A 23,704-nucleotide genomic window follows, 5' to 3' on the forward strand; every position below is an offset into this window, starting at 1 on the left:
CGTCCTGTCTCGTCCTATAAGTCACCATGTTCGAACATATCGATGCTTACCCCGGCGACCCGATCCTGTCGCTGAACGAAAACTTCCAGAAAGATCCGCGCACCAATAAGGTCAACCTGAGCATCGGCATTTACTTTGACGACGAAGGCCGTTTGCCCGTGATGCAGGCCGTGCGCGAGGCGGAACTGTCGATCCTGAAAGACCTCGGCCCGAAACCGTATTTGCCGATGGCCGGTTTCGCGCATTATCGCGACGCCGTGCAGGCGCTCGTGTTCGGCAACGACAGCCCGGCGCGCGCCGATGGCCGCATCGCGAGCGTGCAGACGCTCGGCGGATCGGGCGCGCTGAAGGTCGGCGCGGATTTCATCAAGCGCTACTTTCCGAAGTCGCAAGTGTGGGTGAGCGATCCGACGTGGGAGAACCATCGTTTCATCTTCGAGCGCGCGGGTTTCGAAGTGAACACGTATCCGTATTACGACGAAGCCACCGGCGGACTGCGCTTCGATGCGATGCTCGACGCCATCGACAAGCTGCCCGCGAAGAGCGTCGTGCTGCTGCACGCGTGCTGTCATAACCCGACGGGCGTCGATCTCGATCAGGCGCAATGGGTGAAGATCATCGACGTGCTGCAAAAGCGCGATCTGCTGCCGTTCGTCGATATGGCGTATCAGGGCTTCGGTTCCGGTCTCGACGACGACGCGTTCGCCGTGCGCGAACTCGCGCGCCGTGGCGTGCCGGCGTTCATCGCCAGTTCGTTCTCGAAGAATTTCTCGCTGTACGGCGAGCGCTGCGGCGGCCTGCACGTCATTTGCGACGATGCCGCCGAAGCCGATCGCGTGCTCGGCCAGCTGACGAGCGCGGTACGCGCGAACTACAGCAATCCGCCGACGCACGGCGCGAAGATCGTCACGCATGTGCTGAACACGCCCGAACTTAAACAGTCGTGGGAAAAGGAACTCGCGTCGATGTGCCAGCGCATCGCGCGCATGCGTCAGGCGATCCACGACGGACTGAAGGATCACGTTGGCGGCGAGATGCTCACGCGGTATATCAAGCAGCGCGGCATGTTCACGTACACGGGTCTGGTCGCGGATCAGGCCGACCGGCTCAAGGAGGAATTCGGCGTGTACATCCTGCGCTCGGGCCGCATGTGCGTCGCGGGCCTGAACGACAGCAACGTGCAGATCGTCGCCGATGCCATCGGCAAGGTGCTGGCGGCGAAGTAAATCGCTACATCGCGGGACAGGACAGCACTTTCTGCGGCGGAAGGCTGCCCGGTCCCGTATCGACTTTCGTGCCGCGCGGCGGCGTCAGAATGAGCCGCACGGCACTCGTGCCTTCGTTCGCGAGCACGTAGATATCGCCGCTTCCTTCGGGCTGCCAGTACACGCGATACACCTCGCCGTCCTTGTACACATGCAGCGCGCCGTGCCGCACGGCGCCGCCCCGCCAAAAATTCACGCTTTCCCCTTCGCGCAGCGCGATCATGCCGTCCTGCCCGTTCGTGGCGCTTTCGAGCGTGCCGCAGACGGCGTCGTCGGCGCGTGCGTGCGTGCAGACGGCCAGCGCCGCTGCGCATAGAAACATCGTTTTGCGATTCATCGGCTATCGACTCCCGGAAAAAGCGCGTGCGCCGTCCCGCGCTCCTCGCAAGATACGCGCCGACGTTCCTCCGCGCGTGTGCTACTTTGAATGGAAGCAGCATTCGATCATGGAGGGCGACATGACTGTGATCGCGCCGGACGAAAGAGCGGATTTCCTCGCGATTCTCGCGCGCCATCGGCTCGACGAGAGCGATTTTCTGGTGCACGAAGGCGGCGCGTCCGATGTCGTGGACGATGTTTATCCGTTGCAGGGCGTGGTCACCATCACGCGACGTTCCACGTTGAAGGAACGCGAATATCGCATCGGACACGGCACGCAATGGACCGCCGCGTTCGAAAAAGACTTGAACAAGGGCGTGTTCAAATGAACGGGCACGCGCACGCAGTTTTTTCACGCACTTTTTTGAAGCGGAGCAGGCGATGAGACCGACCGAATTCAAATCGTTCAAGGCGCACGTCGCGATGATGCTGCGCGATCTGCCGCGCGGCGTGACGGCCGATCTCAGTGATGTCGCCGTCGCGTACTGGAACGGCACGCAAGTGGTCGGCGCCTATTTGCGCGACAACGGCCGCCTCGACGAAGACTTCGATTTCGACGAAAACGCCTGGGGCGTCTGGCGCGACGATTTCCTCGCGTGGTTCGATGCGCCGCGTTTCTCCGAACGCGCCGATCTGAAGGCCGCGTTCGTCGCAGGCGTCATGCCTCCGAGCGCACACGGCGGGCTCTGGCCGCGGGCGCTGTGATTTAGGCTTCATTCGGCAAGTCATCCGTCAGCACTCCTCGCACGCGCCCGTTCCCCGCCGAACGGCACAGCGATTGCTCCGTTCCTCCACGCGACAGCGTCCGAACCACGACCGCGCGACGGCCGTGTTCCGCCTTTCATCGTCACGGAGGATTCAGCATGGCTGGCAACGGCAGACTCAGTCCGCTCACGTTCTTTGCGGCCATTGTGTTTATCGTCATCGGCGTGTTGCTGGCGGCGGGCGGAGCGTATCTCGTTGCGCTCAAAGGATCGTGGTACTACGTGATCGCGGGTGCGGCCATCCTGCTGACCGGGCTCTTGTTGTTGATCCGGCGGCGCTCCGCATTGCTGCTTTTCGCGCTGTTCCTGTTCGCCTCGACGATCTGGGCCGTCGTCGAAGTGCGTTTCGATTTCTGGCAACTGATGCCGCGCCTGTGGATCTGGCTGCTGCTCGCGATCTGGCTGCTGATTCCCTTCGTGCATCGCGGCGCGTTGTTCGGGCCGCCTTCGACATCGCGCGCCGCGCGCACGCCGCTCGCCGCCGCGATCATCCTCACGCTGCTGCTCGGCGTCGGCACCTGGTTCAATCATCCTCACGACCGGCCGGGGCGCATCGACGTGAACGTCGCCGCCGACGCCAATCAGCCCGATGCCAACGCCGCGACCGGCCGCGCGGCGGGCGACTGGGTCGACTATGGCGGCTCGCCGCTCGCGCAGCGTTACGCGCCGCTCGCCCAGATCACGCCGGATAACGCGCATCGGCTAAAGGTGGCGTGGACGTATCGCACCGGCGACATGCCCGGCCCCGACGATCCGACCGAAACCACCGACGAGAACACGCCGCTCAAGGTCGGCGACACGATTTTCCTGTGCACGCCGCATAGCAAGGCGATCGCGCTCGATGCCGCGAGCGGCAAGGAAAAGTGGCGTTTCGATCCGCGGATTCAGAGTCCGATCGGGTTCAAGCATTGGGAGCACATGACTTGCCGGGGCGTCGCTTATTACGATGCGTCGATGCATCCGATGCCCGCTGCCGCCGCGCCCGAAGCCAGCGCGCCCGCCGAAGCCGATGCGGCCTCCGCGCCTGCCGACGCATCCGCGCCCACGGAAGCGTCCGCGCCCGTGCAGACGCCCGCGCAAACCACGGCGCAGGCCGAATGTCCGCATCGCCTGTTCCTTCCGACCGCCGACGCCCGCCTGATCGCGCTCGACGCGGACACCGGCAAGCCGTGCGCGAGCTTCGGAAAGAACGGTGCAATCGATTTGCGCGCGAATATCGGGCCGTTCACGCCGGGCGGCTATTACTCGACCTCGCCGCCGGCGGTGTTCCGCAATCTCGTGATCGTCGGCGGTCATGTGACCGACAACGAATCGAACAACGAGCCGTCGGGCGTGATCCGCGCGTTCGACGTCAATGACGGCCATCTCGTCTGGAACTGGGATCCAGGCAATCCGGACGCCACCGAACCGATCGCGGCGGGCGGCACTTATGTGCGCAATTCGCCGAACATGTGGTCGATGTTCAGCGTCGACGAAAAGCGCGGCATGATTTTTCTGCCGATGGGCAACCAGACGCCCGATCAGTGGGGCGGCGAGCGCACGCCACAGGCCGAGAAGTTCGGCGCGGGCGTCGTCGCGCTCGATGCCGCGACGGGCAAGCTGCGCTGGAACTATCAGTTCACGCATCACGATCTGTGGGATATGGATGTGGGCGGGCAGCCGACGCTCGTCGATCTGCAGACGGCGCAGGGCACGCAGCCGGCGCTGATCGCATCGACGAAGCAGGGCAGCATCTACGTGCTGAATCGCGAAACCGGCCAGCCGATCGTGCCGATCAGCGAACTCGCCGTGCCGGGCGGCGCGGCGAAAGGCGATCACACCGCGCCGACGCAGGCCGTTTCCGCGCTCAACTTCAACCCGCCGCGCGTGACGGAGGCGGACATGTGGGGCACGACGCCGTTCGATCAGCTTTGGTGCCGCATCAAGTTCAGGAGCCTGCGCTACGACGGGCCGTACACGCCGCCGTCGGAGCAGGGATCGCTCGTGTTTCCGGGTAACTTCGGCGTATTCGACTGGGGCGGGATTTCCGTCGATCCGGTGCGGCAGATTCTGATCGCGAATCCGGACTACATGGCGTTCACGTCGAAGCTGATTCCGCGTGACAAGATTCCCGAGGACAACGGCGAGAAGAAAGGCAGCGAAACGAGCGGCATCAAGCTCGCGCGCGGTACGCCGTTCGGCTTTGAGATCAGCGCGTTTCTTTCACCGCTCGGGATTCCGTGCCAGGCGCCGCCGTGGGGCTACATCGCGGGCGTCGATCTGCGCACGCAGAAGATTGCGTGGATGCACAAGAACGGCACCATCGTCGACAGCGCGCCGCTGCCGATTCCGATGCCGCTCGGCGTGCCGAGCCTCGGCGGGACGATCGTGACGGCGGGCGGCGTCGCGTTCCTGACGGGCACGCTCGATCAATACGTGCGCGCCTACGACGTGCGCGACGGCAAGAAGCTGTGGGAGGCGCGTCTGCCGGCGGGCGGTCAGGCCACGCCGATGAGCTACGCCGATGCAAGCGGCAAGCAATATGTGCTCGTGACGGCGGGCGGTCATGGCTCGCTCGGCACGAAGGCGGGCGATTATGTAATTGCCTATACGTTGCAGTGAATGCGAAAAAAAGCGCGGGAATTTTCTCCCGCGCCTGCACGTTACGTCCGGCGATAAGCCTCGGCCATGAGCGCGCTGACCTTCGCGCGCGCGCTCAGCGCATTGCGGACGGCGGCGACGATGAAGGAAACGAGGGCGATCGGCGTGGCAGCGATGATTCCCATGATGAACTCCGTACTGGGGTAACTAACTAGGTAATAACCCTAGGTTAGCACATTATGACGCATTGCAACAAATATCTTTCGGGGAATTGACCGTACGCAAAGGCGAAACGCTCTGAAGGAGCATCCAGATGAAGACGCACTTTCCGGCTCGTATCGCGGCGATCGGCGCCGTTGTGCTCATCGCGGCGATCGTCGTCGCGTGCAGTGGCGGTTCCGGCGATAGCGCCACTTCGTCTGCGGCGAGCGGCGGCGCGCCGGCGGCGGCATCGAGCCCGTCGGGGGCATCGAGCCCGGCGGGGGCATCGGCGCCTCTGGCTGCGGTGTCGAAAGATGTCGTCACCTGGCACAACGACATCGCGCGCACCGGACAGCAACTCGCGGAAACCGTCCTCACGCCGGCGAACGTCAATCAGCGTACTTTCGGCAAGCTCGCGCTCTTTTCCGTCGATGGCGCCGTCGACGCGCAGCCGCTCTTTCTGGCGGGCGTACCGATCGCGGGCGGCACGCGCAACGTGCTCTACGTCGCGACGGAAAACGCCAGCGTCTACGCTTTCGACGCCGACAGCGGCGCGGTGCTGTGGAAAGTCTCGACGCTCGGCAGCGGCGAGTCGCCGAGCGACGACCACAACTGTCATCAGATCACGCCGACAATCGGTGTCACGGCGACGCCGGTCATCGACCGGACGCGCGGCCCGAATGGCGCGATGTATGTCGTCGGCATGTCGAAGGATGCGTCGGGCGCGTATCACCAGCGCATTCACGCGCTCGATGTCGCGACGGGCGCCGAGCTCTTCAACGGCCCCACCGAAATCCGGGCGACGTATCCGGGCAACGGCGCGGGCAGCCAGAACGGCACGCTGACGTTCGATCCCGGCCAGTACGCCGAGCGCGCGGCGTTGCTGCTGCTGAACGGCGTCGTCTACACGGCGTGGACTTCGCATTGCGACTTCATGCCGTACACCGGCTGGGTCATGGGCTACGACGCCGCGACCCTGCAACAGGCGAGCGTGCTGAACCTCACGCCGAACGGCCAGATGGGCTCGATCTGGATGAGCGGCGCGGGCCTTGCATCGGACGGCCAGGCGATCTTTTTCCTCGACGCCAACGGCACCTTCGATCCGACCCAAAACGCGCAGGAGATGCCGATCAACGGCAACTTCGGCAACGGTTTTTTGCGGCTGGAAACGTCGCCGCTCAGGGTGCAGGACTATTTCGAGCCGTCGAACACGGTGCAGGAGTCGAACGAGGACGAAGATCTCGGTTCCGGCGGCGCGATGGTGCTGCCGGACTTCACCGATGCGGGCGGCACGGTCCGGCATCTGGCGATCGGCGCGGGCAAGAACTCGACGATCTACGTCGTGAACCGCTTCTCGATGGGCAAGTTCGATTCGAATGCGGACCACATCTATCAGGAACTCGTCGGCCAGATTCGCGGGGCGATGTTCGGCGCGCCCGCGTATTTCAACAACACGGTCTATTTCGGCGCGGTCGGCGACAGCATTCGGGCGTTCGCGGTCAGCAACGCGTTGCTTTCGGCGACGTCGACGAGTCAGACGTCGAATGCGTTCGGCTTCCCCGGCGCGACGCCGAGCATTTCCGCGAACGGCACGGCGAACGGCATTCTGTGGGCGGCGGAGAACGGCGCGACAGGCGCGCTGCGCGCCTACGACGCGGCCAATCTCGCGCGCCAGCTCTACAGCAGCAACGACGCCGGCACGCGCGACCAGTTCGGTGCGGGCAACAAGTTCATCACGCCGATGATCGCGAACGGCAAGGTGTATGTCGGCACGAAGAACGGCGTCGCCGTGTTCGGGCTGTTGTCGAAATAGGATCGGCGCGCGAACGCGGCGCCGGGCGTGACGCCGCGAGCGCGCCGCAACCAGCCGAAACGCCGTGGAACGGTCGCGAAGTCATGTTAAGCTCTCGGTTCTTCGCTGGGGAGTAGCCGGCTTTCCTGCACAGGGAAAGCGCTCATGTCAACACGCTCGGTCGTTCAGGCCGTGGCATGAGCAGCCATCAAAGGTTGGCAAGACCATCGACAGAATTCGCGACCGGTCGGGCGCGCGTTCTGTCGTTCCATCTTGCCCGACCAGAGCGCTACTCGATGAATCTCGCCTCCACAATTTTTCTAGCCTTCGCCATGTCCACCGACGCGTTCGCCGCAGCCGTCGGCAAGGGCGCGACCCTGCACAAGCCGCGCATCGCGGAAGCGTTGAAGACCGGCGTGATCTTTGGCGTGATCGAAGCCCTGACGCCGCTCGTCGGCTGGGCGCTCGGCAGGGCGGCCGCGCAGTATGTCACCGCGTGGGATCACTGGATCGCGTTCGGCCTGCTCTTCCTGCTCGGCGCGCGCATGATCCGCGAAGGTTTCAGCAGCGTGAGCCACGAAGCGGAAAAGCCCAATTCGCATTCGTTCTGGGTGTTGGCGCTCACCGGTTTCGCGACCAGCATCGACGCGATGGCGGTCGGCGCGGGCCTCGCGTTCATCGATGTCGATATCTTCTCGACGGCCGCGACCATCGGTTTCGCGACGATGCTGATGGTGACGGTCGGCGTGATGGTCGGCCGGCTCGTCGGCGCGACGATCGGCAAGCGGGCGGAAATCGTCGGCGGGCTGATTCTGATCGGCGTCGGCAGCGTCATTCTGGCCGAACATCTCGGCCATCTCGGCTGAGGATGCGCGCCTTGCCGCCGCGCGGCGTGAGAATCGCGAGCACGGCGGCGACGATGAAAAGCGCGGGCACGTCACCCGCCAGATGACCGAGGTGGCGCCCCGCGCCGCCGAACGACTGCACGGCCATGATCGCGCCGTGCACGACGCTCGACCACACCGTGAACCAGATGAGGCTCAGATGCCTCATCGGCTCGCGCGATGCGATCAGCAGGAAAACGCCGAGCGTCGCGTAGATGCCGACGATCATCATCGCGTATTCCGAATGGCCTTCGTGGCCGGCATCCCACGCCCATCCAGAAGGCCAGAGCAGCATGAGCGGATAGAAGGCGAAGAGCGCGATCAGCCCGACGACGGCGAGCACGATGCGCAGGCAGGCGAGGCGACGGGCGTCGTTCATGGCGGCTCCTTGGCGGCGCGACATGAGCGACAAGATACCGCGAAGCGCACCGCGAAAGCCATCGATGGCGGCAGGCGTTTCCACCAAAAATCGGCGCAAATAAAATAACAACGACTGCCATTAGGCCGATACGATTCATCATTCCACTGCCTTCAACCACAAATCCAGCACGTCATGCCACGTCCGATTTCCGCGCGCATCCATCTCGACGCCATCCGACAGAATCTTCAACTTGTCAAACGCACGGCGCCGTCGTCGCGCGTGTGGTCCGTCATCAAGGCGAATGCTTATGGTCACGGCATCGAGCGCATTTATCCGGCGCTCGCTGAAGCCGACGGCATCGCGCTGCTCGATCTCGATGAAGCCGTCCGCGTGCGCGAGCTCGGCTGGAAAAAGCCGATTCTTTTGCTCGAAGGCGTTTTCGAGCCCGCGGATGTCGAAACGGCGGATCGTCACCGGCTCACGGTCACGGTGCATTGCGACGAGCAGCTTGCGTTGCTGAAGGCGGCGCGGCCGAACGAGCGCATCGACATACAGTTGAAGATGAACTCGGGCATGAACCGGCTCGGCTATCGGCCGGGCGAATTCGTCGAGGCTTGGAAAAGGGCGTCGGATATCGCGGCGATCGGCTCGATCGGCCTGATGAGTCACTTCGCGAACGCCGACGAAGGCGCGATCGACTGGCAGATAGACGAATTCGAAGCGGCCACGCGCGATCTTCCCGGCACGCGCTCGCTGTCGAATTCGGCGGCGGTGCTGTGGCATCCGCGCGCGCATCGCGACTGGGTGCGGCCGGGCACGATCCTCTACGGCGCCTCGCCGACGGGCTGCGCGCGCCACATCGAGCATTTCCCGTTGCGCGCGGCGATGACGCTCGAGAGCCGCATCATCGGCGTGCAGACGCTCGCGGCGGGCGAGACGATCGGCTATGGCCGCACTTTCACCGCGGATCGCGCGATGAAGATCGGCGTGGTCGCATGCGGCTACGCGGACGGCTATCCGCGTCACGCGCCGACGGGCACGCCCGTCATCGTCGATGGCGTGCGTACGCGCATCGTCGGACGCGTGTCGATGGACATGCTCACCGTCGATCTCACGCCGTGTCCGGCTGCGGGCATCGGATCGCCGGTGGAACTGTGGGGCGAACGCGTCCGGGTCGATGAAGTGGCCGAACCGTCCGGCACGATCGGCTACGAGTTGATGTGCGCGCTCGCGCGGCGCGTGCCCGTCGCGATCGACGCGGGCGTTTCGAATCGGGCAGAAGCGCATTCGGCATGACGCTCACGATGACGCGTCTCGAAGGCAGTGCTTACGTTCGAAAATGCGCGATCACATCGGCGAGGATTTCGATGCCTTTGCGGATCTGCTCGACCGGCACGCTCGCATAGCCGAGGATGAGCCCGGCCGTCCGGTTCGACGTGCCGCCGCACGGCGCGACATGAAGCGGCGACACCGGATAGACGCCCACGCCCTTCGCATGCGCGGCGGCGACGAGCGCGGCTTCGTGCGCCGCGTCGATGAAGGGCAGCCACAGCGTGACGTGCAATCCGGCAGCCGTGCCCGTCGCGTGCGCGCGCTTCGGAAGAAGATCGGCGATGGCGTCGAGCAAGGCCGCGCGCCGCCGTTCGTATTCGCGCCGCACGCGCCGCACGTGACGCTCATACGCGCCGCTTTCGATTAGCGCCGCGAGCACGCGCTGATCGATGACGGCCGAATGACGATCCGCGAGCCGCTTCGCCTGACGGAACGCCGGCACGAGATCGTGCGGCAGGATCATGTAGCCGAGCCGCAGATGCGGCGAAAGCGCCTTCGAAAACGTGCCGATGTAGATCACGCGGCCATTCGTATCGATCGATTGCAAGGCGTCGATCGGGCGCTGGCCGTATCGGAACTCGCCGTCGTAATCGTCTTCGATGATCCACGCGTCGTGCCGTTGCGCCCATTCGAGCAATTCGAGACGGCGGCCGATCGGCAGCACGCCGCCCAGCGGAAACTGGTGCGATGGCGTCACGTAGGCGAGCCGCGCGCGTCCATCGGCGGGAAGGCGGCGCGTATCGAGACCGTTTTCGTCGACGGGCACCGGCAGCGCCACGCCGCCCGATGCCTCGAAGCAATGCCGCGCGATCAGATAGCCGGGATCTTCGAATGCGAAGGCGTCGCCGGGATCGAGCAGCAGCCGCGCGCAAAGATCGAGCGCCTGCTGCGTGCCGTTCACGACGACGATCTGATCGCTATCGCAGACGAGCCCGCGCGCGCGGCCGAGATACGCCTGCAACGCGCGCCTGAGCGACGCGTCGCCTTCGGGCGCGACGTAATAGAGGCTGTCCGGTTGATGCAGCAGTTCGGCCTGATACGCGCGTTTCCAGATCAACGAAGGAAAGTCGCGCGCGGACACTGCGCCGTACAGGAAGTTGATGCTGCCTTTCGTCACTTGCGCGAGAACGGGCATCGGCAGTGTAGAAACGCGCCGGCCATAGGCGGAAAGGGCGGGCGCGGTGCGTTCGGCGCGCGCGGGAATCGGCGGCGCGAGCGGCATCGGCGGCGTGGCGACTCGCGCCACGCGTCCCGCCGACGTGACGAGAAAGCCCTCCGCCGCGAGCTGTTCGTACGCTGCCGTGACGGTCGTGCGCGAGACGCCGAGATCGGCCGCCAGCGCGCGCGTAGAAGGTGCGGGAGCGCCGGCGGGCAACGTGCCATCGGCGATCTGGGCGCGCAGCAGATCGTAAATGCGCCGTCCGGTGCCGATGGCGTCTTTCAACTGGACCATGAAAATTGCTCGAAACTGGATCTTCTTATTGTGCCTGTTTCGGGCGATAGTGACGGGGTTCCGCCACTTTCCATCGGGCATCCAGGATGTATATTCCGCCGCATTTCGCCGAGACTCGCCCTGAAGAGCTGCATCGGATCATTCGTGGGCATCCGCTCGGAATGCTGGTGACGCACGACGCCGCCGGTCTCGACGCCAATCACATTCCGTTCGAGTTCGATCCGGCGCAGGGCGAGCATGGCTTGCTGACGGCGCACGTCGCGCGCGCCAACGACGTGTGGCAGCGTTGCCCGGGCGGCACGCCCGTCATGGTGATTTTTCGCGGCGCGGAGGGTTATGTCTCGCCGAACTGGTATCCGAGCAAGCATGAGACGCATCGGCAAGTGCCGACGTGGAACTACGAAGTCGTGCACGCGCACGGCGTGCTCACCGTGCGCGACGACGAGCAGTTCGTGCGCGGTCTCGTCGCGCGTCTGACGCGGCGGCACGAGGCGAACGAGCCGAAGCCGTGGAAGATGGGCGATTCCGAGCGCGAATTCATCGATGGGATGCTGCGGAATATCGTGGGCATCGAAATCGCGGTGACGTCGCTTGTCGGCAAGTCGAAGCTGAGTCAGAACAAGGAAACGCGCGATCGGATCGGTGCGGCGGATGCGCTCGACGCGCGGGGGAAAGGGGAGCTGGCACGGGTGATGGGGCGGGCGGGAGACTAGTTCATGGCTTTTATTGCTTTTCTGATCGCGGCGATCGCTCTCGCCATTACGCCCGGTCCGGGCCTCGCGTATGTCGTGGCTCGCACTGTCGCTGGTGGTCGTTCCGAAGGCATGGCGTCGTGTCTCGGCACGGCGGTGGGCGGTCTCGTCCATGTGGCCGCGGCGGCGCTCGGGCTATCCCTGTTGATCGCGCGCTCGGCGACGCTCTTTAGCGTCGTGAAGTACGTCGGCGCGGCGTATCTGATTTATCTGGGCGTTCGGCTTCTGTTTCGCGAAGGCGAAGCGGGCGGCGTCGCGCCGGTTGCATCGCACGGTGCGCGGCGTGCGTTTCGCGAAGGCGTCCTGGTCGAAGCGCTCAACGTCAAGACGGCGCTGTTTTTTCTCGCCTTTCTTCCGCAGTTCGTTTCGCCGGGGCATGCGCTGATTCCGCAACTGGCGATGCTCGGGAGCATTTGCGTCGTGCTTAATACGCTTGTCGACGTGGGCGCGGTGCTCGCCGCTTCGCGTCTGCTGAAGTCGAGCGCCGCACGCGTCGCGCGCGCGAGGATGCTCACGCGGACCTCGGGCGTCGTCATGCTGGCATTGGGTGGATATCTCGCGTTTGCGCGGAGGGCGATCCCGAGTTAGGGAACCGGCCTCACGCGATTATCTGTTCCTCGCATGACCTTCCCTGAAGAGGGCTTCTAATCAATACTGCCGTGACTTTCGACGGCAAGCACACGGCTGCCGCAGGCGGTCAGATGCCCATCCAGCGCGACGCCATTGCCGTTCGTGTCGATCAACATATCGGAACACTGAATGATCGGGTTCGTGCCGTGTTCGGGGCATGTCACCAAGTCGCCCATTCTCGCGGCCCCGCGGCCCTTGATGTCCATCGTGTCGGAGCCCGTGATGATGCGGCCGCCGTGGGTGGTCGCGTCGCCTACGCATGCTATTGAAGTCATTTTCGTTATCGTGCGGTTAGAGGTTTTTCCAGATCGGTTCAGCGCTTGCGCCGGACAATTCGAAGATGAAGAATTTCACCGCGTCGAAATAGTCGGTGAATATGCAAGGATTGAACGAGGCGCCTCGCTCGTCGACGCATACGACCCAGTAACCATCTTCCTCGGACAGGCGCAACTCTCCAAACCCGATATGCGGGTCGTCACCTAAGCGGTAGGAATCACGCCTGATACCGCGAGCGCCAAGTTCAGCGGCGATGGCGTCGAGTAGCCTTTGCTGGTCGATGCCTTGACCAACATGAATCTCGTACGCCTTCTTGAGATGAATATCCATCGATCAACTCCTTTGTTCATCGTCGTCTCAGGAAGGCCCGTAGCTTTTCTTGCTCGACGCTAACGACATGTTCACCCACGGCAAGACCACCGGGCAGACGTGTATCTTACGGACGCTCCGTCCTTCTGGCATGTTTCCATTGTCGAGTCTCTCTAGCGGCCTTCGATGATTCTTCGATTGCGACGATTCGATTCGTCTACCTTGACTTGAATATCCCGATCGGCGGCAACGGCGTTGAGTCCGCCCGTAAGGCCAATCAGGTCCTTCGATATGAATCTGCCCGTCGCCGGATCATCGTACGGATGCCGGTTGTAATGAAGCCCCGTCTGACTTCGCCTGGACACAAACTCCTCGCGCGCAGGCCGCAGTCCCTTATCCAGCAAGCCGTCCAGCTCGACGAGCTCATGCACGAGAGAATTATTTTTGTAGACGCGATTCTAGACGCTCATCGGTAGCCCGAACTATGCGACTCGTCCGAGTAACGCTTGCTCGTTACCCGCAGTGGCTGACGGCGGCCGCAGGCCGACCGCAGACGCGGCGGAACTTGGCCGAAGCACACCGATGCGCCACGTTCGCGCAAGTCTTCGCCCATCGCGCCCGAATCCGTCAAGGCCGCGCAGCGCCCGAAGGGCTTGGTCTTGACGGTCATCGGTTCACCACGCTCGTTTTTCGTCGCTCTTGGCGCGCGGATGGCGCAGTTCCGCGAAGCTAGCGAATCTTAAAGCACGTCCACACGATACGGAACGCTTCGTGACCGTTCAGCAGTCGCAGCGCGAGAGCCGCTCTACCAAACCCTACTGGCAGCGAACCGAGCCGCCGTGTTTTCCGTGGCTCAAACTCGCCGGGCGATGGATCGAGCAGGCCGGGTTCGCAGCAGGGCAGCGCGTGAGAATCAATGTTGAACACGGGCGACTCACCATTACCGCCGAGTAGACGCACAAAAGGCCGCGTATGTGGCCCTTTTCCTTACGTAATTAGAGTGTTATCAAGTTCGCGTATAAGTCAACTTGTCTATCATCTTTGATATACACGTGAATATCACGACCAATCACATAGCAGTCACCAATCCGCCGAACCTCTTCAATTGATTTCGGATCCTCGACATCTCCGTATACACCGTCAACATCCAAGCACCATAAGTCATCGAACTTCACCAGGTGCACACCCGTGCAAATCGAGTTCGGCTGATTCCCTTTCCACTGCGCGTTGAATTCCGCAACATCTTTGACGACGATTTTAACGGTGTCCCATCTATCGCCGGGAGCCGAATGGTTCTTCGCGTAAAAAATAGCTTGAGCTGCTGGTGGCTCGCCTACCGGATAAAAGAAACCAAACGACACTACAAGACCATCGTCGAAGTTGTGATAGTCATGCAGCAATTTTTTCAATTCTTCTTCAGACATCTTGGCCTCCTACTGTCCAATAGGTGTCGCCGGTGTCATACCCAGCGGAATTGCCTTCCATTCAGCAGGGACATCGGCTGGTGGAATATGAGGAGCACCGGGACCATGCGCCGCAGCCACACTCGCCGCACTGCCTGGCGGATGAAATAAATGGGCATGGCCAGAGCATGCACATCCACCGTGGTCTTTAAAATCCACTTGCCCAATTAGGTCACCATTGTGATCGTAGACCGAATTCTGCACTGCGACAGTTCCTGTCGCGTTGCTCTTCGTGTAAATCGAATTTGGTGCCGCACCTGTAAGTGGTGGTCTCGCAGTACCTGACGTATGGCGACTACCAGCCGCAGTCAACCCAAGCGGATCGATCCACCCAATCGGGTTGGGCGCGTATTGATAAACATTGATCCCACCCGCCAGCCCAATCGGATCCTTGCTGATGAACCGCCCGCTACCCGGATCATAGTACCGATGCCGATTGTAAACAAACCGCCAGGACACGCGCCCCGCGCACGCGGGGCGCTATCCCTTATCTGGCTTGCCTCTACAGCCAGAAGCGCGCTCGCCAACAGAATTTTTTTCCTAGACGTGATTCTAGCCGCTCATCGGTAGACCGAACTATGCGACTTCTCCGAGTAAAGCTTGCTCGTAGGCCGCCGTGGCTGACGGCTAACGGCGGCCGCAGGCCGACGACAGACGGCAGACTCGGCGGAACAGGGCGCTCGCAGACCGACGCTCCACTTTTGCGCAGGCGCATCGCCCGCTACCTCTTTAGCCGCTCGCTTTTGACTTGGATTTGCTTTTGATTTCGCCGCGTGAGCGGCGCTGGTCCCCTTGGGGGTGCCCGCGTGGCCGAAGGCTACGCCGGCGGGGCTGTACACACTCGCGCGTGCGCGCTGACTATGCTTTGTTCGTGCTCAACAGATTTGGCCGCGACGCGGCCACTGGAATATTCTTGTGCGCAGCGCGCACCCGGCAAGGCCGGGGGCGCAAGACATAGCGCGTATTAGCGCATTCTGGCGGGCTGGGCAGTGGCAAGCGTTCCTTGCTGCTAGACCAGCCCGCCAGAATGCGCTAATGCGCCTTTGCGTTATGTTAAATGTGCGCAGCGCATTTACCCCCGGCCCTTCGTGCGCTTCGGCCCGCAGGGCCGCACTTCCTTCTTTGGCTTCACTCACGACACCGCGTCGACGACGCCGGTTCTTCCTTCTCTGGATGCGCCTTTCTCGTTCTTCACTTTTATTCGGCGCATCACTCACGCAGTCCCGTCGATGACGCCGGTTCTTCGTCCTTCACTTTTTACTGCGCGTCCTCGTCCGCCTCGGCATCAATGGCAGCTAAGAGAGAAGCGGTCAGCTTCGCCGGATGCGTGGCCGCGTGAATCTCCTTGAGCTTGCCGATCGCCACCTGCGTGTAAATCTGCGTGCTCGACAGATCCGCGTGACCGAGCAGCGCCTGGATGAACCGCACGTCCGCGCCGTTCTCCAGCATGTGCGTCGCGCACGCATGACGTAACGCGTGACACGCGCCGTTGCCGATGCCCGCCAACTCCATGTACCGCTTCACCAGATCCGTCAACCGATTGCCGCTGTACGCCTCGCCGTAATCCGTCAGAAACAGCGTCCACGCCTCGCGCACCACCAGGTGCGGCCTGACTTCATCCAGATAACGCTGAACCCAGTAACACGCCCGCTCGCCCATCGGGATATACCGGTCGCGCCGTCCCTTGCCCTGGCGAATCATCACCGTGCGTCCTTCCAGATCGATCTCCGATACCGTCAGGTTCATCAGCTCCATGCGACGCATCCCCGTGCTGTACAACACCTCCAGCATCGCCCGGTCGCGCGCACCCGTGTTCCCGCTCACGTCCGGCTGCGCCATCAGCCGCTCCACCTGCACCACCGACAGCACCACGCGCGGCAGCAGCTTCGGCGCACGCGGCAACACCAGCTCCGAGGCCGCGTTGTACTGCACGTACCGCTCGCGTGCCAGCCACTTGCACCACCCGCGCAGCGGCGTGAGCATCGTCTCCTGCGTGCGGATCGACAGCGGCTTGCCATCCTTCTTCCGATACAGGTACAGATACCGTTGATACGCCTCCAGCACCGCCCGCGTGATCTCTTCGGGCTGACTCAGACCGCGCACCTCGCACCATCCAACGAACCGCTCAAGCCGCACCGCGCGGCCTTTTACCGTTTGTTCCGTGCGACCCGTCGCCTCCAGCCATTCCACATACAAGCGCACATAGATCATCAGCGCGTTATCGAGCGTCTCCACGCTGCTGATCGCCTCGCTGCGCTTTTTCCTCAAGCGGCGCTTGGCACGGCGCACCACCGGCTTGTGTTCTTCCGTCATCACGCGCGCGCCTCATGTAAGTACGGTACGACGCACTCCGAATTATTTTGTTCACAGATATGCGTTTTTGCGCCATTCACGCGATCATTCGACCTCGGCCTTGTGCCATCAGCGTTGACGGGATTTTCTGCACCCCGACCCCCCACCGACCACGGCCCGACCGCACCCCGACCGGGGGCCGACCGCTCTGCATTTACCCCCGACCGCTGCGCGTCGTACTTCAACTTCTCAACGTCGATCAGCCCCGACAGATGCAGCGCATCATCACTGCCACCGTCATAGATCAGCTCGTGTTCGAAGCCCTGACCGCGCGCCGCGCGATGGATCAACAGGTATTCCAGCTCGGCCAGCCGCGACAGATGTAGCTTCAGTTGCGTGTCGCTTTGCCCCGTCCACGACCGAACCTCACGCCTGCTAAACCTCACCGACTCGCGCGGCAACGGACTGGCCTTCGCCGCCCGCGAAGGCTATGCCGACCTCGGTATCGCGCAATAGCGGCAGGTGAAAGCCCGTCTGATTCGCGCCCGCGAACGGTTTCGCGAGCCGCAAGCGAACGCTCTCGCCGCCTCTGGGCCATTGATCGGTGTCGAAGTCGAAACGCACCGTGTAGTGGCCGTTCTCGTCCAGCTCGGCGTAATCGCTGTCGTCACGCGTGGTAACACGCGCGCTCAACGTGCCGACGATCTTCGGCCAGGAGTGCTCCTGCATCGGAATCCGGTAGGGGCGGTCGGCAGGAATGGCCCGGAACGTGTTGTGATACGACTTGTCGCGTCCGGCTTCGTGGATCACTTCCGACAGCACCATGCCATGCGGCGCATCGGGCAGCGTCTCGTCGAGCCGCACCACCAGCCCCGGACAGAACGCCGACACCGTGCTCTTGCCGTCAAAACGGATCTGTCCGGACAGCGCTTCTTCGTGCCGCAGTTGCGCTTCGAACTTGGCGGCGTCGGCGTCGAGATGGCGGCTGCCCCACGTATAGGACTGTCCGTAGGTGGTTTTATCGTCGCGCGCGAGATTGACTTGCGCTTCGATCGGCTCCCATGAACGCAGGGGGTTGTAGTCGCGAACGCGGATCGACTGCGCGACGGTCACACTCTGCTGCTGCAACGACAAGACCGCTTCGTGGCCCGTTTCCAGCCCTGAAGTCTCGCGATAGAGCACGTTGGCGCGCAGCGAATAGTCGTATCCATCGATGTCATCGGCGAAGATGACCTGATCGCCGAAATCGCCGGGGCGCGTGTAACAGAACAGCCCCGCCTGACGCATCAACAGATGAATGAACGCCCAGTCCGATAGCTGATGCTGCATGTGAAAGACGAGCTTCGGAAACTTGCGCCGCAGCTTGAACGCGAACTGATGCGTGAGGAAATCGTGATCGCGCAAGATCGTCTCGATGATCTCGGGCACGGTCTTGTTCTGATAGATGCGCGAGCGCTTGGTGATGCGCAAACGCGCAAGCGGCGATTCGACGACGACGCGATACGCGCAGAAGTCGCGCGTCTTGCGAGTTCGTGTGAAGCGCGTGATGTTGCCGTTCCACTCGCGCGGCGTGCCGTCGCCGGGTAACGGCTCGATGCTGAACGTCGCGTTGTGCCCGAGATAGTCGGCGCGCGCCAGTTCCACCTTGGCGGTCAGTTCAATCGTGATGTGATACGGACTGCCTAGCCGTTCGATCGCCTTGACGGAGATGATCGAGAGGCCATCGCTCGGCGGTGCGCCTCGCACCTTGAGATAGTAGTTCTGCCTGCCCGTGATCCAGCGCGCGAGGGCGGTGGATCGCTTTGATTGTGCTTCCATTGCGTGATCCGTGCGAAATCGGGGATGTCAGGCGGAATGCCTGACGATCGGCCGAGAGTTGACACTGACCACGACTTTTAGATGGACATCACAGTGAGCGCAAGGAGACTTATCTGAATAAAAGTAAGGACTCCGTCGACCAAGCGGTCCATCGACCGTCGTTACTCGCTCGACTGCGCAAGCCCACCCCTCACCACCGCGCCTGCGCCGTCCCCGGCGGCGCCGATTCCCTCGCATACCCCGCCGGCGTCCGCGCAAGTTGCGCGCTCGGCCGCACCGCCATCAACGCACCGAATCCCGATTCATACCGCTCCATATACGGCGCGAGATCCGGCTTTGCGATAGCGAACCCGCCGTCCACACGCCCGAGCCCGCGCAACCAATGTCCCGTCTGCGCGAGCGAAACCTCCACATGCCAGCTTCCGCCCTCACGCTGCTGCTTCCACAGCGCCGCCGCCGCGCCGAACGCCATCAAAAATCCGCTCGCCATGTCGAGCATCTGCATCGGCAAGACGCGCGGCTTGCTCTCGCCGGCTGCTTCTCCCTCCGCCGCGTTGAAGCCCATCGCGGTCTGCACGAGCGAATCGAAACCGCGTCGCGCGGCCCACGGTCCCTCGGCGCCATACGCGCTCAACGACGTATAAACGATGCCCGGCCGATGCCGCGCCACTTCATCCGGCCCGAATCCCAGCGACGCGATCCCGCCCGGCCGATACCCCTGCGCGAACACATGCGCGTCATCGATGAGATGCCAGAGCGTCTCGCGATCCGAAGGCGACCGAAGATCGAGCAGCGCCGATCGTTTTCCGCGGCTCGTATCCGCGATAGCCGGAATGTTCGGCAGATGCGGCCCGTTCACGAGCATCACGTCCGCGCCGAACGCGGCGAGCGCGCGCCCGCCGACCGGCCCCGCGAGAATGCGCGTGAAATCGAGCACGCGCAGGCCATCGAGCGGACGCGCATCCGCCGATAAAGAAGGCAACGCAAGCGCGGGCGCATCGCCGATGCGCGTGATCGTCATCAACGGCTGCGCGGCGATAGCCTGGCCCTGCGGCGTCGCATCCCATTCGTCGAACGTCCGCAGCATCGTCACGACGAGACCGCGCTCCGCCGCCGCGTTCTCGTAGTCGCCCGCGCGCCACGAAAGCAGCGCGCGTTCGGCGTCCTCACGCGTCGCGGTGCGCGGATCGAGCCCGAGCAGAAGCAGCGCGCCATCCTGATGATGTTCGAAGTTCGCATGAATCCGCACGTAGCCATCGGCGCATCGATAGAGACCGGAGAAGCGTCCCCATGTCTCCGGCTCCTTGCCGTCCACCGTGAACGCGCCGGTGCATTCGACCGCCGCGTGCGTCATGTCGACGGACACGCGCTGCCGCTCCACGCCGCGCGCGAAACCAAGCTCGCACGCCGCGAGCGCCGCCGCGCCGATGGTCGCCTGCGCCGCCGTGCCGACAGCGAAACTGGAAGGGAAAACCGGATCGCGACCCGGAAGGTCGATGAAAGAAAGCGCATCGTCGGGCAAGCCGGCGATGCGCCATAGGCTGCGCAGCGTATCGAGAGAGGAAGTCATGTCGGGCGCTCCTGAGTCGATGGAGCGCCCATTATCACGCCATATGCGTCATTGACGCCGCGTCGCCAGCTCCGCGCCCTGACGCAGCGCTTCGAGCATGCTGCCTTCATCGGCGATGCCCTTGCCCGCGATATCGAACGCCGTGCCGTGATCGACCGACGTGCGGATCACATCCAGACCGACGGTCACGTTCACGCCCGCTTCGAGACCGAGCACCTTCACCGGACCGTGACCCTGATCGTGATACATCGCGACGACGAGATCGAAGTCGCCACGCCCCGCGCGATAGAACAGCGTATCGGCGGGCAGCGGGCCGGTCACATCGAGGCCGCGTTCCTGCAAGAGCTTCACCGCGGGAATGATCTTTTCCTCTTCCTCGCCGTAACCGAACAGACCGTTCTCGCCCGCGTGCGGATTGATCCCGCACACGCCGATGCGCGGCTTCGCGATGCCCGCCTTCACGAGCGTCGCGTTGCCGCGCTCGATCGTGCGTTGCACGAGACCCGGCTCGATCTTGCGGATCGCATCGATGATGCCGATATGCGTCGTCACGTGAATCACGCGCAATTGCGGCGCGACGAGCATCATCGACACTTCTTCCACGCCCGTCAGATGCGCGAGCATTTCCGTATGGCCCGGAAACTTGTGGCCGCCCGCGTGCAGCGCTTCCTTGTTGAGCGGCGCGGTGCAGATCGCGTCGATCTGATTCGCCTGCGCCAGTTCCACGGCGCGCGCGATGTACTGGTAAGCCGCATCGCCCGCAACGGCCGACAGTTCGCCGAAGGGCAGGTCGTCGGGAATGAGACCGAGGTCGATGCAGTCGATCACGCCCGGCTCGTAGCGCGCTTCGGTCGCGTCCTTGATGCGCCGCACCGTCGCCTTGCCGCCGACGATTTCGTTGGCGCGTTCGAGACGCCGCGCATCGCCGATCACGAGCGGACGGCACTGCTTGTAGACCGCGTCGTGCGCGAGGCTCTTGACGACGACTTCCGGTCCGACGCCGCTTGCGTCGCCCATCGTGATGCCGATTACGGGGAGATAGTTGCTCATGATTTTCGTCTGGTGATGTCTGTTTTCAACGCGCTTCAACGCGCGAGGGGAATATCCGCGCCGCGCAAATGCAGGTACGCGCCGAGCAGCGCGTGCTCGCTGCCGAACGCGCCGGCCTTGGTGACGACCGACGGCCCTTTGCCGTTCGATGGCCGTCCGAGCGCGACGCCCGCTTCGATTTCGCGCACGAGTTCAAGGCTGCCGACGTTCGCGGCGGCGAGCATCGCGCGCGCCGTTTCGCCGCCGGTCGCGATCAGCCCGCCGAGCGCATCGAAATGCGGCGCGACGAGCGCGGCGAGCGCGTTCGACAAGCGGGCGCCCTCGGCGGGATCGAACGCGTCGTCGCGGCCGATTCGCACGATCGCGTCTTCCTTGCCGCGCACCGCGTCGCCGATGCGCGCGCTCCACGTTTGCCATTGCGGATGACGCGCGCCGTCGCGCAACACGGCGGGCGGCACGATCATTTCGCACACGCCGGCTTCGGCGCACAGCAGCGCGCATTGACGTTCGGAGATGGCCGACAGGCTGCCGACGAGCGCGAGAATCGGGCCTTGCGCCGGTTCGATAATGCTCGCCGACTGCGTGGAAGCGTCGGTATCGAAGAGATCGGGCAGCGCGGCGAGTTCGCGGGCGAGTCCGCCGGAGCCGACCCAGAAGAACGGCTCATCGACGGAAGCGCTCACGCGTGCGAGCGATGCGAGATCGTCGCTGGTTTCGGCATCGACGATGATCGCGTCGATGCCATTGCCCGACGCCGCCGCCGACGCGATCATCAGCGCGACTTCCTGCGGCGCGGCGCGGAACGCATCGAGCGGAACATGCGCGGCGCGCAGGCCGACCGCGTCCAGCAACTCGCGCAAGCCGGCATGCTGCCCGGCGTGTTCGAGCTGCCACGTTTCCGTGTCTTCGAGCGGCACGCCGCGCACGAACACGCGCGCATCGCGCACCGTGCGGCCCGTCGCGGGAAACGCGGGCGTGACGATCGCCGGACCGGCGACGCGCGTCAGCGCCGCGACTTCGGCGGCCCAGTTGCCGCGCAACGTCGAATCGATCTTCTTGTAGAGACGCCGGCCCGGCGCGCGCAACGCGTGCCACGCGTCGGCCGTGCGCTTCGCGGCGTCGGCGGGCGCGAGGCGGCGCGTGTCGGTGTCGGCGGCGACGACGGTCGCGTTCGCGTCCGATGCGCCCGCGTCGAGCGACACGACCGTCTTGCGGCCCGCCGCCGCGAACGCGATCGCGCAATCGGCCGCGCCCGACAGATCGTCGGCGACGATCAGCAAACTCTTCATTGCGTGGCCCCCCGAGCCTTCGCGGACGAACCCGCATCGCGCCGAGCGTTCACGCGTTTCGCGATGGATGCGGTCAATATCGGCGACACGATCGCCGTCACGACGACGCACGCCGCGACGAGCAGCGTCGCCGACTTGGCCGCCTCGTTGTACACCGGATTCGCCGCCGCGATCAGCGCCGGAACGGCCGCCGCGTTGCCCGCGGTGTTCGCTGCCGCCGCGCCCGCCACGCCCGTGCCGCCCGTCAGACGATCCGCGAAATAGAGCGGAATGCCCGTCACGATGACGACCGCGAAACCCAGTCCGATGCCGAGCAAACCGGCTTGCCAGACCTTGTGCAGATCGAGGCTCGCGCCGAGCGCCAGCGCGAAGAACGGAATCATCACCGGGACGGCGCGGCCGAGAAACTCGCGCATCTCGCGATCGAGATTGCCGAGCAGCATGCCGACCGCGAGCGGCAGAATGCTGCCGACGAGCGTCGGCCACGGAAACGCGGACAAACCGGCGACGCCGAGCGTGACCATCGTCAGGAACGGGCCCGATTCGAGCGACATGATCGTGTACGCGCCCACGTCTTCCGAGCGGCCGTACTGGCCCATCAGCGCCATGTAGAGGCCGCCGTTGGTGTCGTTCATCGCGGCGACGACGGCGAGCGTCGAAATGCCCGCGAACAGTCCCGATGAAATCGGCTGCTCGCCCAGGAAATGCCCGAGCACGATGCCCGCGATGATTGCCGTGCCGACCTTGGTCACGAACAGCGCGCCGCCTTTCTTCAGCAGATAAGGCGTCGCCTTCACGTCGATGCTGGCGCCCATGCATACGTAGAACACCGCGAGAATCGGCAGCGCGCCGGTGAAGAGCGCGTTCGTGAACGAGCCGAAGAACTTCGGCATGCCCGGCATGAACGTCGCGATCAGCGAGCCGATGAGCAACGGGACGATCATCATCCCGCCAGGAACGCGCTCGACGGCGCGCTTGATGTGAAGTTGAGCCATGAAGTCTCCTGAGTGGTCTTTGTCCGATTCGATCATCGATTGATCGAATCGATCAAAGCGCAGTGTAGTCCTCCCGTCGGTTTTGCGCAATTTGGTCGTTCTAGGCGTTTACTCTGATCGATGTCGATCATTCCGACTGTTCGAATGACCAAATCGATCAAAATATCGGCCGTGCGCTCGACACGAACCGCGAGCATTCGACGGACCCGGCCGGTTCGCTACACTGTGCGTCGCCGCCAGAACCGTCAAA

General features: G+C 63.7%; 25 protein-coding genes, 1 pseudogene and 1 riboswitch. Of the genes and pseudogenes, 10 read left to right on the forward strand and 16 right to left on the reverse strand.

What is annotated here, in order from left to right; genetic code table 11:
• Window positions 1–26: 26 nt before the first annotated feature.
• Window positions 27–1,226, forward strand: a complete 1,200-nt coding sequence (locus LDZ23_RS24855) for an amino acid aminotransferase (RefSeq protein ID WP_244808251.1) — start codon at window positions 27–29, stop codon at window positions 1,224–1,226.
• A 4-nt stretch (window positions 1,227–1,230) separates the two neighbouring features.
• Here the strand turns inward: LDZ23_RS24855 and LDZ23_RS24860 are convergent, their stop codons facing one another.
• Entirely contained in the window at window positions 1,231–1,602 is a 372-nt protein-coding gene (locus tag LDZ23_RS24860; RefSeq protein ID WP_008347405.1) for a hypothetical protein, read from the reverse strand.
• 121 nt (window positions 1,603–1,723) lie between these two features.
• Between LDZ23_RS24860 and LDZ23_RS24865 the strand changes: the two genes are divergently transcribed.
• From LDZ23_RS24865 to LDZ23_RS24875, 3 genes are all read left to right on the forward strand, one after another.
• Window positions 1,724–1,972, forward strand: coding sequence for a hypothetical protein (locus tag LDZ23_RS24865; protein ID WP_034472230.1), 249 nt, complete (start codon window positions 1,724–1,726; stop codon window positions 1,970–1,972).
• 52 nt (window positions 1,973–2,024) lie between these two features.
• On the forward strand, window positions 2,025–2,348 hold the full coding sequence (locus tag LDZ23_RS24870; RefSeq protein ID WP_008347409.1) for a hypothetical protein: 324 nt from the start codon (window positions 2,025–2,027) through the stop codon (window positions 2,346–2,348).
• 158 nt (window positions 2,349–2,506) lie between these two features.
• Window positions 2,507–5,008, forward strand: coding sequence for a membrane-bound PQQ-dependent dehydrogenase, glucose/quinate/shikimate family (locus LDZ23_RS24875; RefSeq protein WP_008347411.1), 2,502 nt, complete (start codon window positions 2,507–2,509; stop codon window positions 5,006–5,008).
• Between the two features lie 41 nt (window positions 5,009–5,049).
• Here the strand turns inward: LDZ23_RS24875 and LDZ23_RS34880 are convergent, their stop codons facing one another.
• Window positions 5,050–5,172, reverse strand: coding sequence for a hypothetical protein (locus LDZ23_RS34880; protein WP_268811544.1), 123 nt, complete (start codon window positions 5,170–5,172; stop codon window positions 5,050–5,052).
• Window positions 5,173–5,300: 128 nt separating this feature from the next.
• On the opposite strand from LDZ23_RS34880, the gene LDZ23_RS24880 reads away from it, so the two are divergent.
• Window positions 5,301–7,001 carry a BamB-related PQQ repeat family beta-propellar protein gene (locus LDZ23_RS24880; protein WP_008347413.1) on the forward strand — a complete coding sequence of 567 codons (1,701 nt, stop codon included), beginning with the start codon at window positions 5,301–5,303 and terminating at the stop codon, window positions 6,999–7,001.
• A 100-nt stretch (window positions 7,002–7,101) separates the two neighbouring features.
• Window positions 7,102–7,268: riboswitch (yybP-ykoY riboswitch) on the forward strand.
• Between the two features lie 8 nt (window positions 7,269–7,276).
• Window positions 7,277–7,846 (forward strand): manganese efflux pump MntP, encoded by a 570-nt coding sequence (gene mntP, locus LDZ23_RS24885; protein ID WP_008347414.1) that lies wholly within the window; start codon window positions 7,277–7,279, stop codon window positions 7,844–7,846.
• On the opposite strand, the gene LDZ23_RS24890 is transcribed toward mntP, so the two are convergent.
• Window positions 7,812–8,243 carry a DUF6632 domain-containing protein gene (locus tag LDZ23_RS24890; RefSeq protein WP_008347415.1) on the reverse strand — a complete coding sequence of 144 codons (432 nt, stop codon included), beginning with the start codon at window positions 8,241–8,243 and terminating at the stop codon, window positions 7,812–7,814. The two genes, mntP and LDZ23_RS24890, sit on opposite strands and share 35 nt — an antisense overlap.
• 174 nt (window positions 8,244–8,417) lie before the next feature.
• Between LDZ23_RS24890 and alr the strand changes: the two genes are divergently transcribed.
• Window positions 8,418–9,521: an alanine racemase gene (gene alr, locus LDZ23_RS24895; RefSeq protein ID WP_008347416.1), complete on the forward strand. Its 1,104-nt coding sequence runs from the start codon at window positions 8,418–8,420 to the stop codon at window positions 9,519–9,521.
• 31 nt (window positions 9,522–9,552) lie between these two features.
• Here the strand turns inward: alr and pdxR are convergent, their stop codons facing one another.
• Window positions 9,553–11,010 (reverse strand): MocR-like pyridoxine biosynthesis transcription factor PdxR, encoded by a 1,458-nt coding sequence (pdxR, locus tag LDZ23_RS24900; protein WP_008347417.1) that lies wholly within the window; start codon window positions 11,008–11,010, stop codon window positions 9,553–9,555.
• 86 nt (window positions 11,011–11,096) lie between these two features.
• Between pdxR and LDZ23_RS24905 the strand changes: the two genes are divergently transcribed.
• Together LDZ23_RS24905 and LDZ23_RS24910 are read left to right on the forward strand one after the other, a co-directional pair.
• The gene (locus LDZ23_RS24905; protein ID WP_008347418.1) at window positions 11,097–11,723 is read left to right on the forward strand and encodes an FMN-binding negative transcriptional regulator; all 627 of its coding nucleotides are present in this window, start codon (window positions 11,097–11,099) and stop codon (window positions 11,721–11,723) included.
• Between the two features lie 3 nt (window positions 11,724–11,726).
• Window positions 11,727–12,350, forward strand: a complete 624-nt coding sequence (locus tag LDZ23_RS24910) for a LysE family translocator (protein ID WP_008347419.1) — start codon at window positions 11,727–11,729, stop codon at window positions 12,348–12,350.
• Window positions 12,351–12,406: 56 nt separating this feature from the next.
• Here LDZ23_RS24910 and LDZ23_RS24915 read toward each other — a convergent pair whose 3' ends face one another.
• The 3 genes from LDZ23_RS24915 to LDZ23_RS24925 all read right to left on the reverse strand — a co-directional run bounded on the left by LDZ23_RS24915 (window position 12,407) and on the right by LDZ23_RS24925 (window position 13,408).
• Window positions 12,407–12,667 carry a PAAR domain-containing protein gene (locus LDZ23_RS24915; RefSeq protein WP_008347421.1) on the reverse strand — a complete coding sequence of 87 codons (261 nt, stop codon included), beginning with the start codon at window positions 12,665–12,667 and terminating at the stop codon, window positions 12,407–12,409.
• 16 nt (window positions 12,668–12,683) lie between these two features.
• Window positions 12,684–12,998 (reverse strand): hypothetical protein, encoded by a 315-nt coding sequence (locus LDZ23_RS24920; protein WP_008347423.1) that lies wholly within the window; start codon window positions 12,996–12,998, stop codon window positions 12,684–12,686.
• Window positions 12,999–13,150: 152 nt separating this feature from the next.
• On the reverse strand, window positions 13,151–13,408 hold the full coding sequence (locus LDZ23_RS24925) for an RHS repeat-associated core domain-containing protein (protein ID WP_008347424.1): 258 nt from the start codon (window positions 13,406–13,408) through the stop codon (window positions 13,151–13,153).
• Between the two features lie 340 nt (window positions 13,409–13,748).
• Between LDZ23_RS24925 and LDZ23_RS24930 the strand changes: the two genes are divergently transcribed.
• Complete coding sequence (locus LDZ23_RS24930; protein WP_235366161.1) at window positions 13,749–13,931, forward strand: SymE family type I addiction module toxin; 183 nt, start codon at window positions 13,749–13,751, stop codon at window positions 13,929–13,931.
• 41 nt (window positions 13,932–13,972) lie between these two features.
• On the opposite strand, the gene LDZ23_RS24935 is transcribed toward LDZ23_RS24930, so the two are convergent.
• From LDZ23_RS24935 to LDZ23_RS24975, 9 genes and pseudogenes are all read right to left on the reverse strand, one after another.
• A complete protein-coding gene (locus LDZ23_RS24935; RefSeq protein ID WP_008347430.1) occupies window positions 13,973–14,401 on the reverse strand; it encodes a hypothetical protein in 429 nt (142 codons plus the stop codon).
• Between the two features lie 342 nt (window positions 14,402–14,743).
• Window positions 14,744–14,881 (reverse strand): annotated as a pseudogene (locus LDZ23_RS24940) (RHS repeat-associated core domain-containing protein); the annotation flags it as partial.
• A gap of 816 nt (window positions 14,882–15,697) precedes the next feature.
• On the reverse strand, window positions 15,698–16,753 hold the full coding sequence (gene xerC, locus LDZ23_RS24945) for a site-specific tyrosine recombinase XerC (RefSeq protein WP_008347433.1): 1,056 nt from the start codon (window positions 16,751–16,753) through the stop codon (window positions 15,698–15,700).
• Window positions 16,753–17,193, reverse strand: coding sequence for a hypothetical protein (locus LDZ23_RS24950; RefSeq protein WP_144403591.1), 441 nt, complete (start codon window positions 17,191–17,193; stop codon window positions 16,753–16,755). The genes xerC and LDZ23_RS24950 overlap by 1 nt, the downstream gene beginning before the upstream one ends.
• Window positions 17,168–18,550, reverse strand: a complete 1,383-nt coding sequence (locus tag LDZ23_RS24955; protein ID WP_008347435.1) for a type VI secretion system Vgr family protein — start codon at window positions 18,548–18,550, stop codon at window positions 17,168–17,170. The genes LDZ23_RS24950 and LDZ23_RS24955 overlap by 26 nt, the downstream gene beginning before the upstream one ends.
• A 190-nt stretch (window positions 18,551–18,740) precedes the next feature.
• On the reverse strand, window positions 18,741–20,120 hold the full coding sequence (locus LDZ23_RS24960) for a CoA transferase (protein ID WP_008347437.1): 1,380 nt from the start codon (window positions 20,118–20,120) through the stop codon (window positions 18,741–18,743).
• 48 nt (window positions 20,121–20,168) lie between these two features.
• The gene (gene pdxA / locus LDZ23_RS24965; RefSeq protein WP_008347439.1) at window positions 20,169–21,170 is read right to left on the reverse strand and encodes a 4-hydroxythreonine-4-phosphate dehydrogenase PdxA; all 1,002 of its coding nucleotides are present in this window, start codon (window positions 21,168–21,170) and stop codon (window positions 20,169–20,171) included.
• 35 nt (window positions 21,171–21,205) lie between these two features.
• Complete coding sequence (locus LDZ23_RS24970; protein ID WP_008347441.1) at window positions 21,206–22,459, reverse strand: four-carbon acid sugar kinase family protein; 1,254 nt, start codon at window positions 22,457–22,459, stop codon at window positions 21,206–21,208.
• On the reverse strand, window positions 22,456–23,454 hold the full coding sequence (locus LDZ23_RS24975; RefSeq protein WP_008347443.1) for a 2-keto-3-deoxygluconate permease: 999 nt from the start codon (window positions 23,452–23,454) through the stop codon (window positions 22,456–22,458). The genes LDZ23_RS24970 and LDZ23_RS24975 overlap by 4 nt, the downstream gene beginning before the upstream one ends.
• Window positions 23,455–23,704: the final 250 nt, after the last annotated feature.

Origin of the sequence: Caballeronia zhejiangensis (assembly GCF_022879815.1) — a bacterium.
Taxonomy (GTDB): domain Bacteria; phylum Pseudomonadota; class Gammaproteobacteria; order Burkholderiales; family Burkholderiaceae; genus Caballeronia; species Caballeronia zhejiangensis.

Coding starts and splice junctions, on each gene's coding strand:
- LDZ23_RS24970 (WP_008347441.1), bottom strand. CDS start 22,459: ATGAAGAGTTTGCTGATCGTCGCCGACGATCTGTCGGGCGCGGCCGAT.
- LDZ23_RS24955 (WP_008347435.1), bottom strand. CDS start 18,550: ATGGAAGCACAATCAAAGCGATCCACCGCCCTCGCGCGCTGGATCACG.
- LDZ23_RS24855 (WP_244808251.1), top strand. CDS start 27: ATGTTCGAACATATCGATGCTTACCCCGGCGACCCGATCCTGTCGCTG.
- LDZ23_RS24920 (WP_008347423.1), bottom strand. CDS start 12,998: ATGGATATTCATCTCAAGAAGGCGTACGAGATTCATGTTGGTCAAGGC.
- LDZ23_RS24975 (WP_008347443.1), bottom strand. CDS start 23,454: ATGGCTCAACTTCACATCAAGCGCGCCGTCGAGCGCGTTCCTGGCGGG.
- LDZ23_RS24860 (WP_008347405.1), bottom strand. CDS start 1,602: ATGAATCGCAAAACGATGTTTCTATGCGCAGCGGCGCTGGCCGTCTGC.
- alr (WP_008347416.1), top strand. CDS start 8,418: ATGCCACGTCCGATTTCCGCGCGCATCCATCTCGACGCCATCCGACAG.
- LDZ23_RS24910 (WP_008347419.1), top strand. CDS start 11,727: ATGGCTTTTATTGCTTTTCTGATCGCGGCGATCGCTCTCGCCATTACG.
- pdxA (WP_008347439.1), bottom strand. CDS start 21,170: ATGAGCAACTATCTCCCCGTAATCGGCATCACGATGGGCGACGCAAGC.
- xerC (WP_008347433.1), bottom strand. CDS start 16,753: ATGACGGAAGAACACAAGCCGGTGGTGCGCCGTGCCAAGCGCCGCTTG.
- LDZ23_RS24870 (WP_008347409.1), top strand. CDS start 2,025: ATGAGACCGACCGAATTCAAATCGTTCAAGGCGCACGTCGCGATGATG.
- LDZ23_RS24890 (WP_008347415.1), bottom strand. CDS start 8,243: ATGAACGACGCCCGTCGCCTCGCCTGCCTGCGCATCGTGCTCGCCGTC.
- pdxR (WP_008347417.1), bottom strand. CDS start 11,010: ATGGTCCAGTTGAAAGACGCCATCGGCACCGGACGGCGCATTTACGAT.
- LDZ23_RS24915 (WP_008347421.1), bottom strand. CDS start 12,667: ATGACTTCAATAGCATGCGTAGGCGACGCGACCACCCACGGCGGCCGC.
- LDZ23_RS24865 (WP_034472230.1), top strand. CDS start 1,724: ATGACTGTGATCGCGCCGGACGAAAGAGCGGATTTCCTCGCGATTCTC.
- LDZ23_RS24880 (WP_008347413.1), top strand. CDS start 5,301: ATGAAGACGCACTTTCCGGCTCGTATCGCGGCGATCGGCGCCGTTGTG.
- mntP (WP_008347414.1), top strand. CDS start 7,277: ATGAATCTCGCCTCCACAATTTTTCTAGCCTTCGCCATGTCCACCGAC.
- LDZ23_RS24905 (WP_008347418.1), top strand. CDS start 11,097: ATGTATATTCCGCCGCATTTCGCCGAGACTCGCCCTGAAGAGCTGCAT.
- LDZ23_RS34880 (WP_268811544.1), bottom strand. CDS start 5,172: ATGGGAATCATCGCTGCCACGCCGATCGCCCTCGTTTCCTTCATCGTC.
- LDZ23_RS24960 (WP_008347437.1), bottom strand. CDS start 20,120: ATGACTTCCTCTCTCGATACGCTGCGCAGCCTATGGCGCATCGCCGGC.
- LDZ23_RS24935 (WP_008347430.1), bottom strand. CDS start 14,401: ATGTCTGAAGAAGAATTGAAAAAATTGCTGCATGACTATCACAACTTC.
- LDZ23_RS24875 (WP_008347411.1), top strand. CDS start 2,507: ATGGCTGGCAACGGCAGACTCAGTCCGCTCACGTTCTTTGCGGCCATT.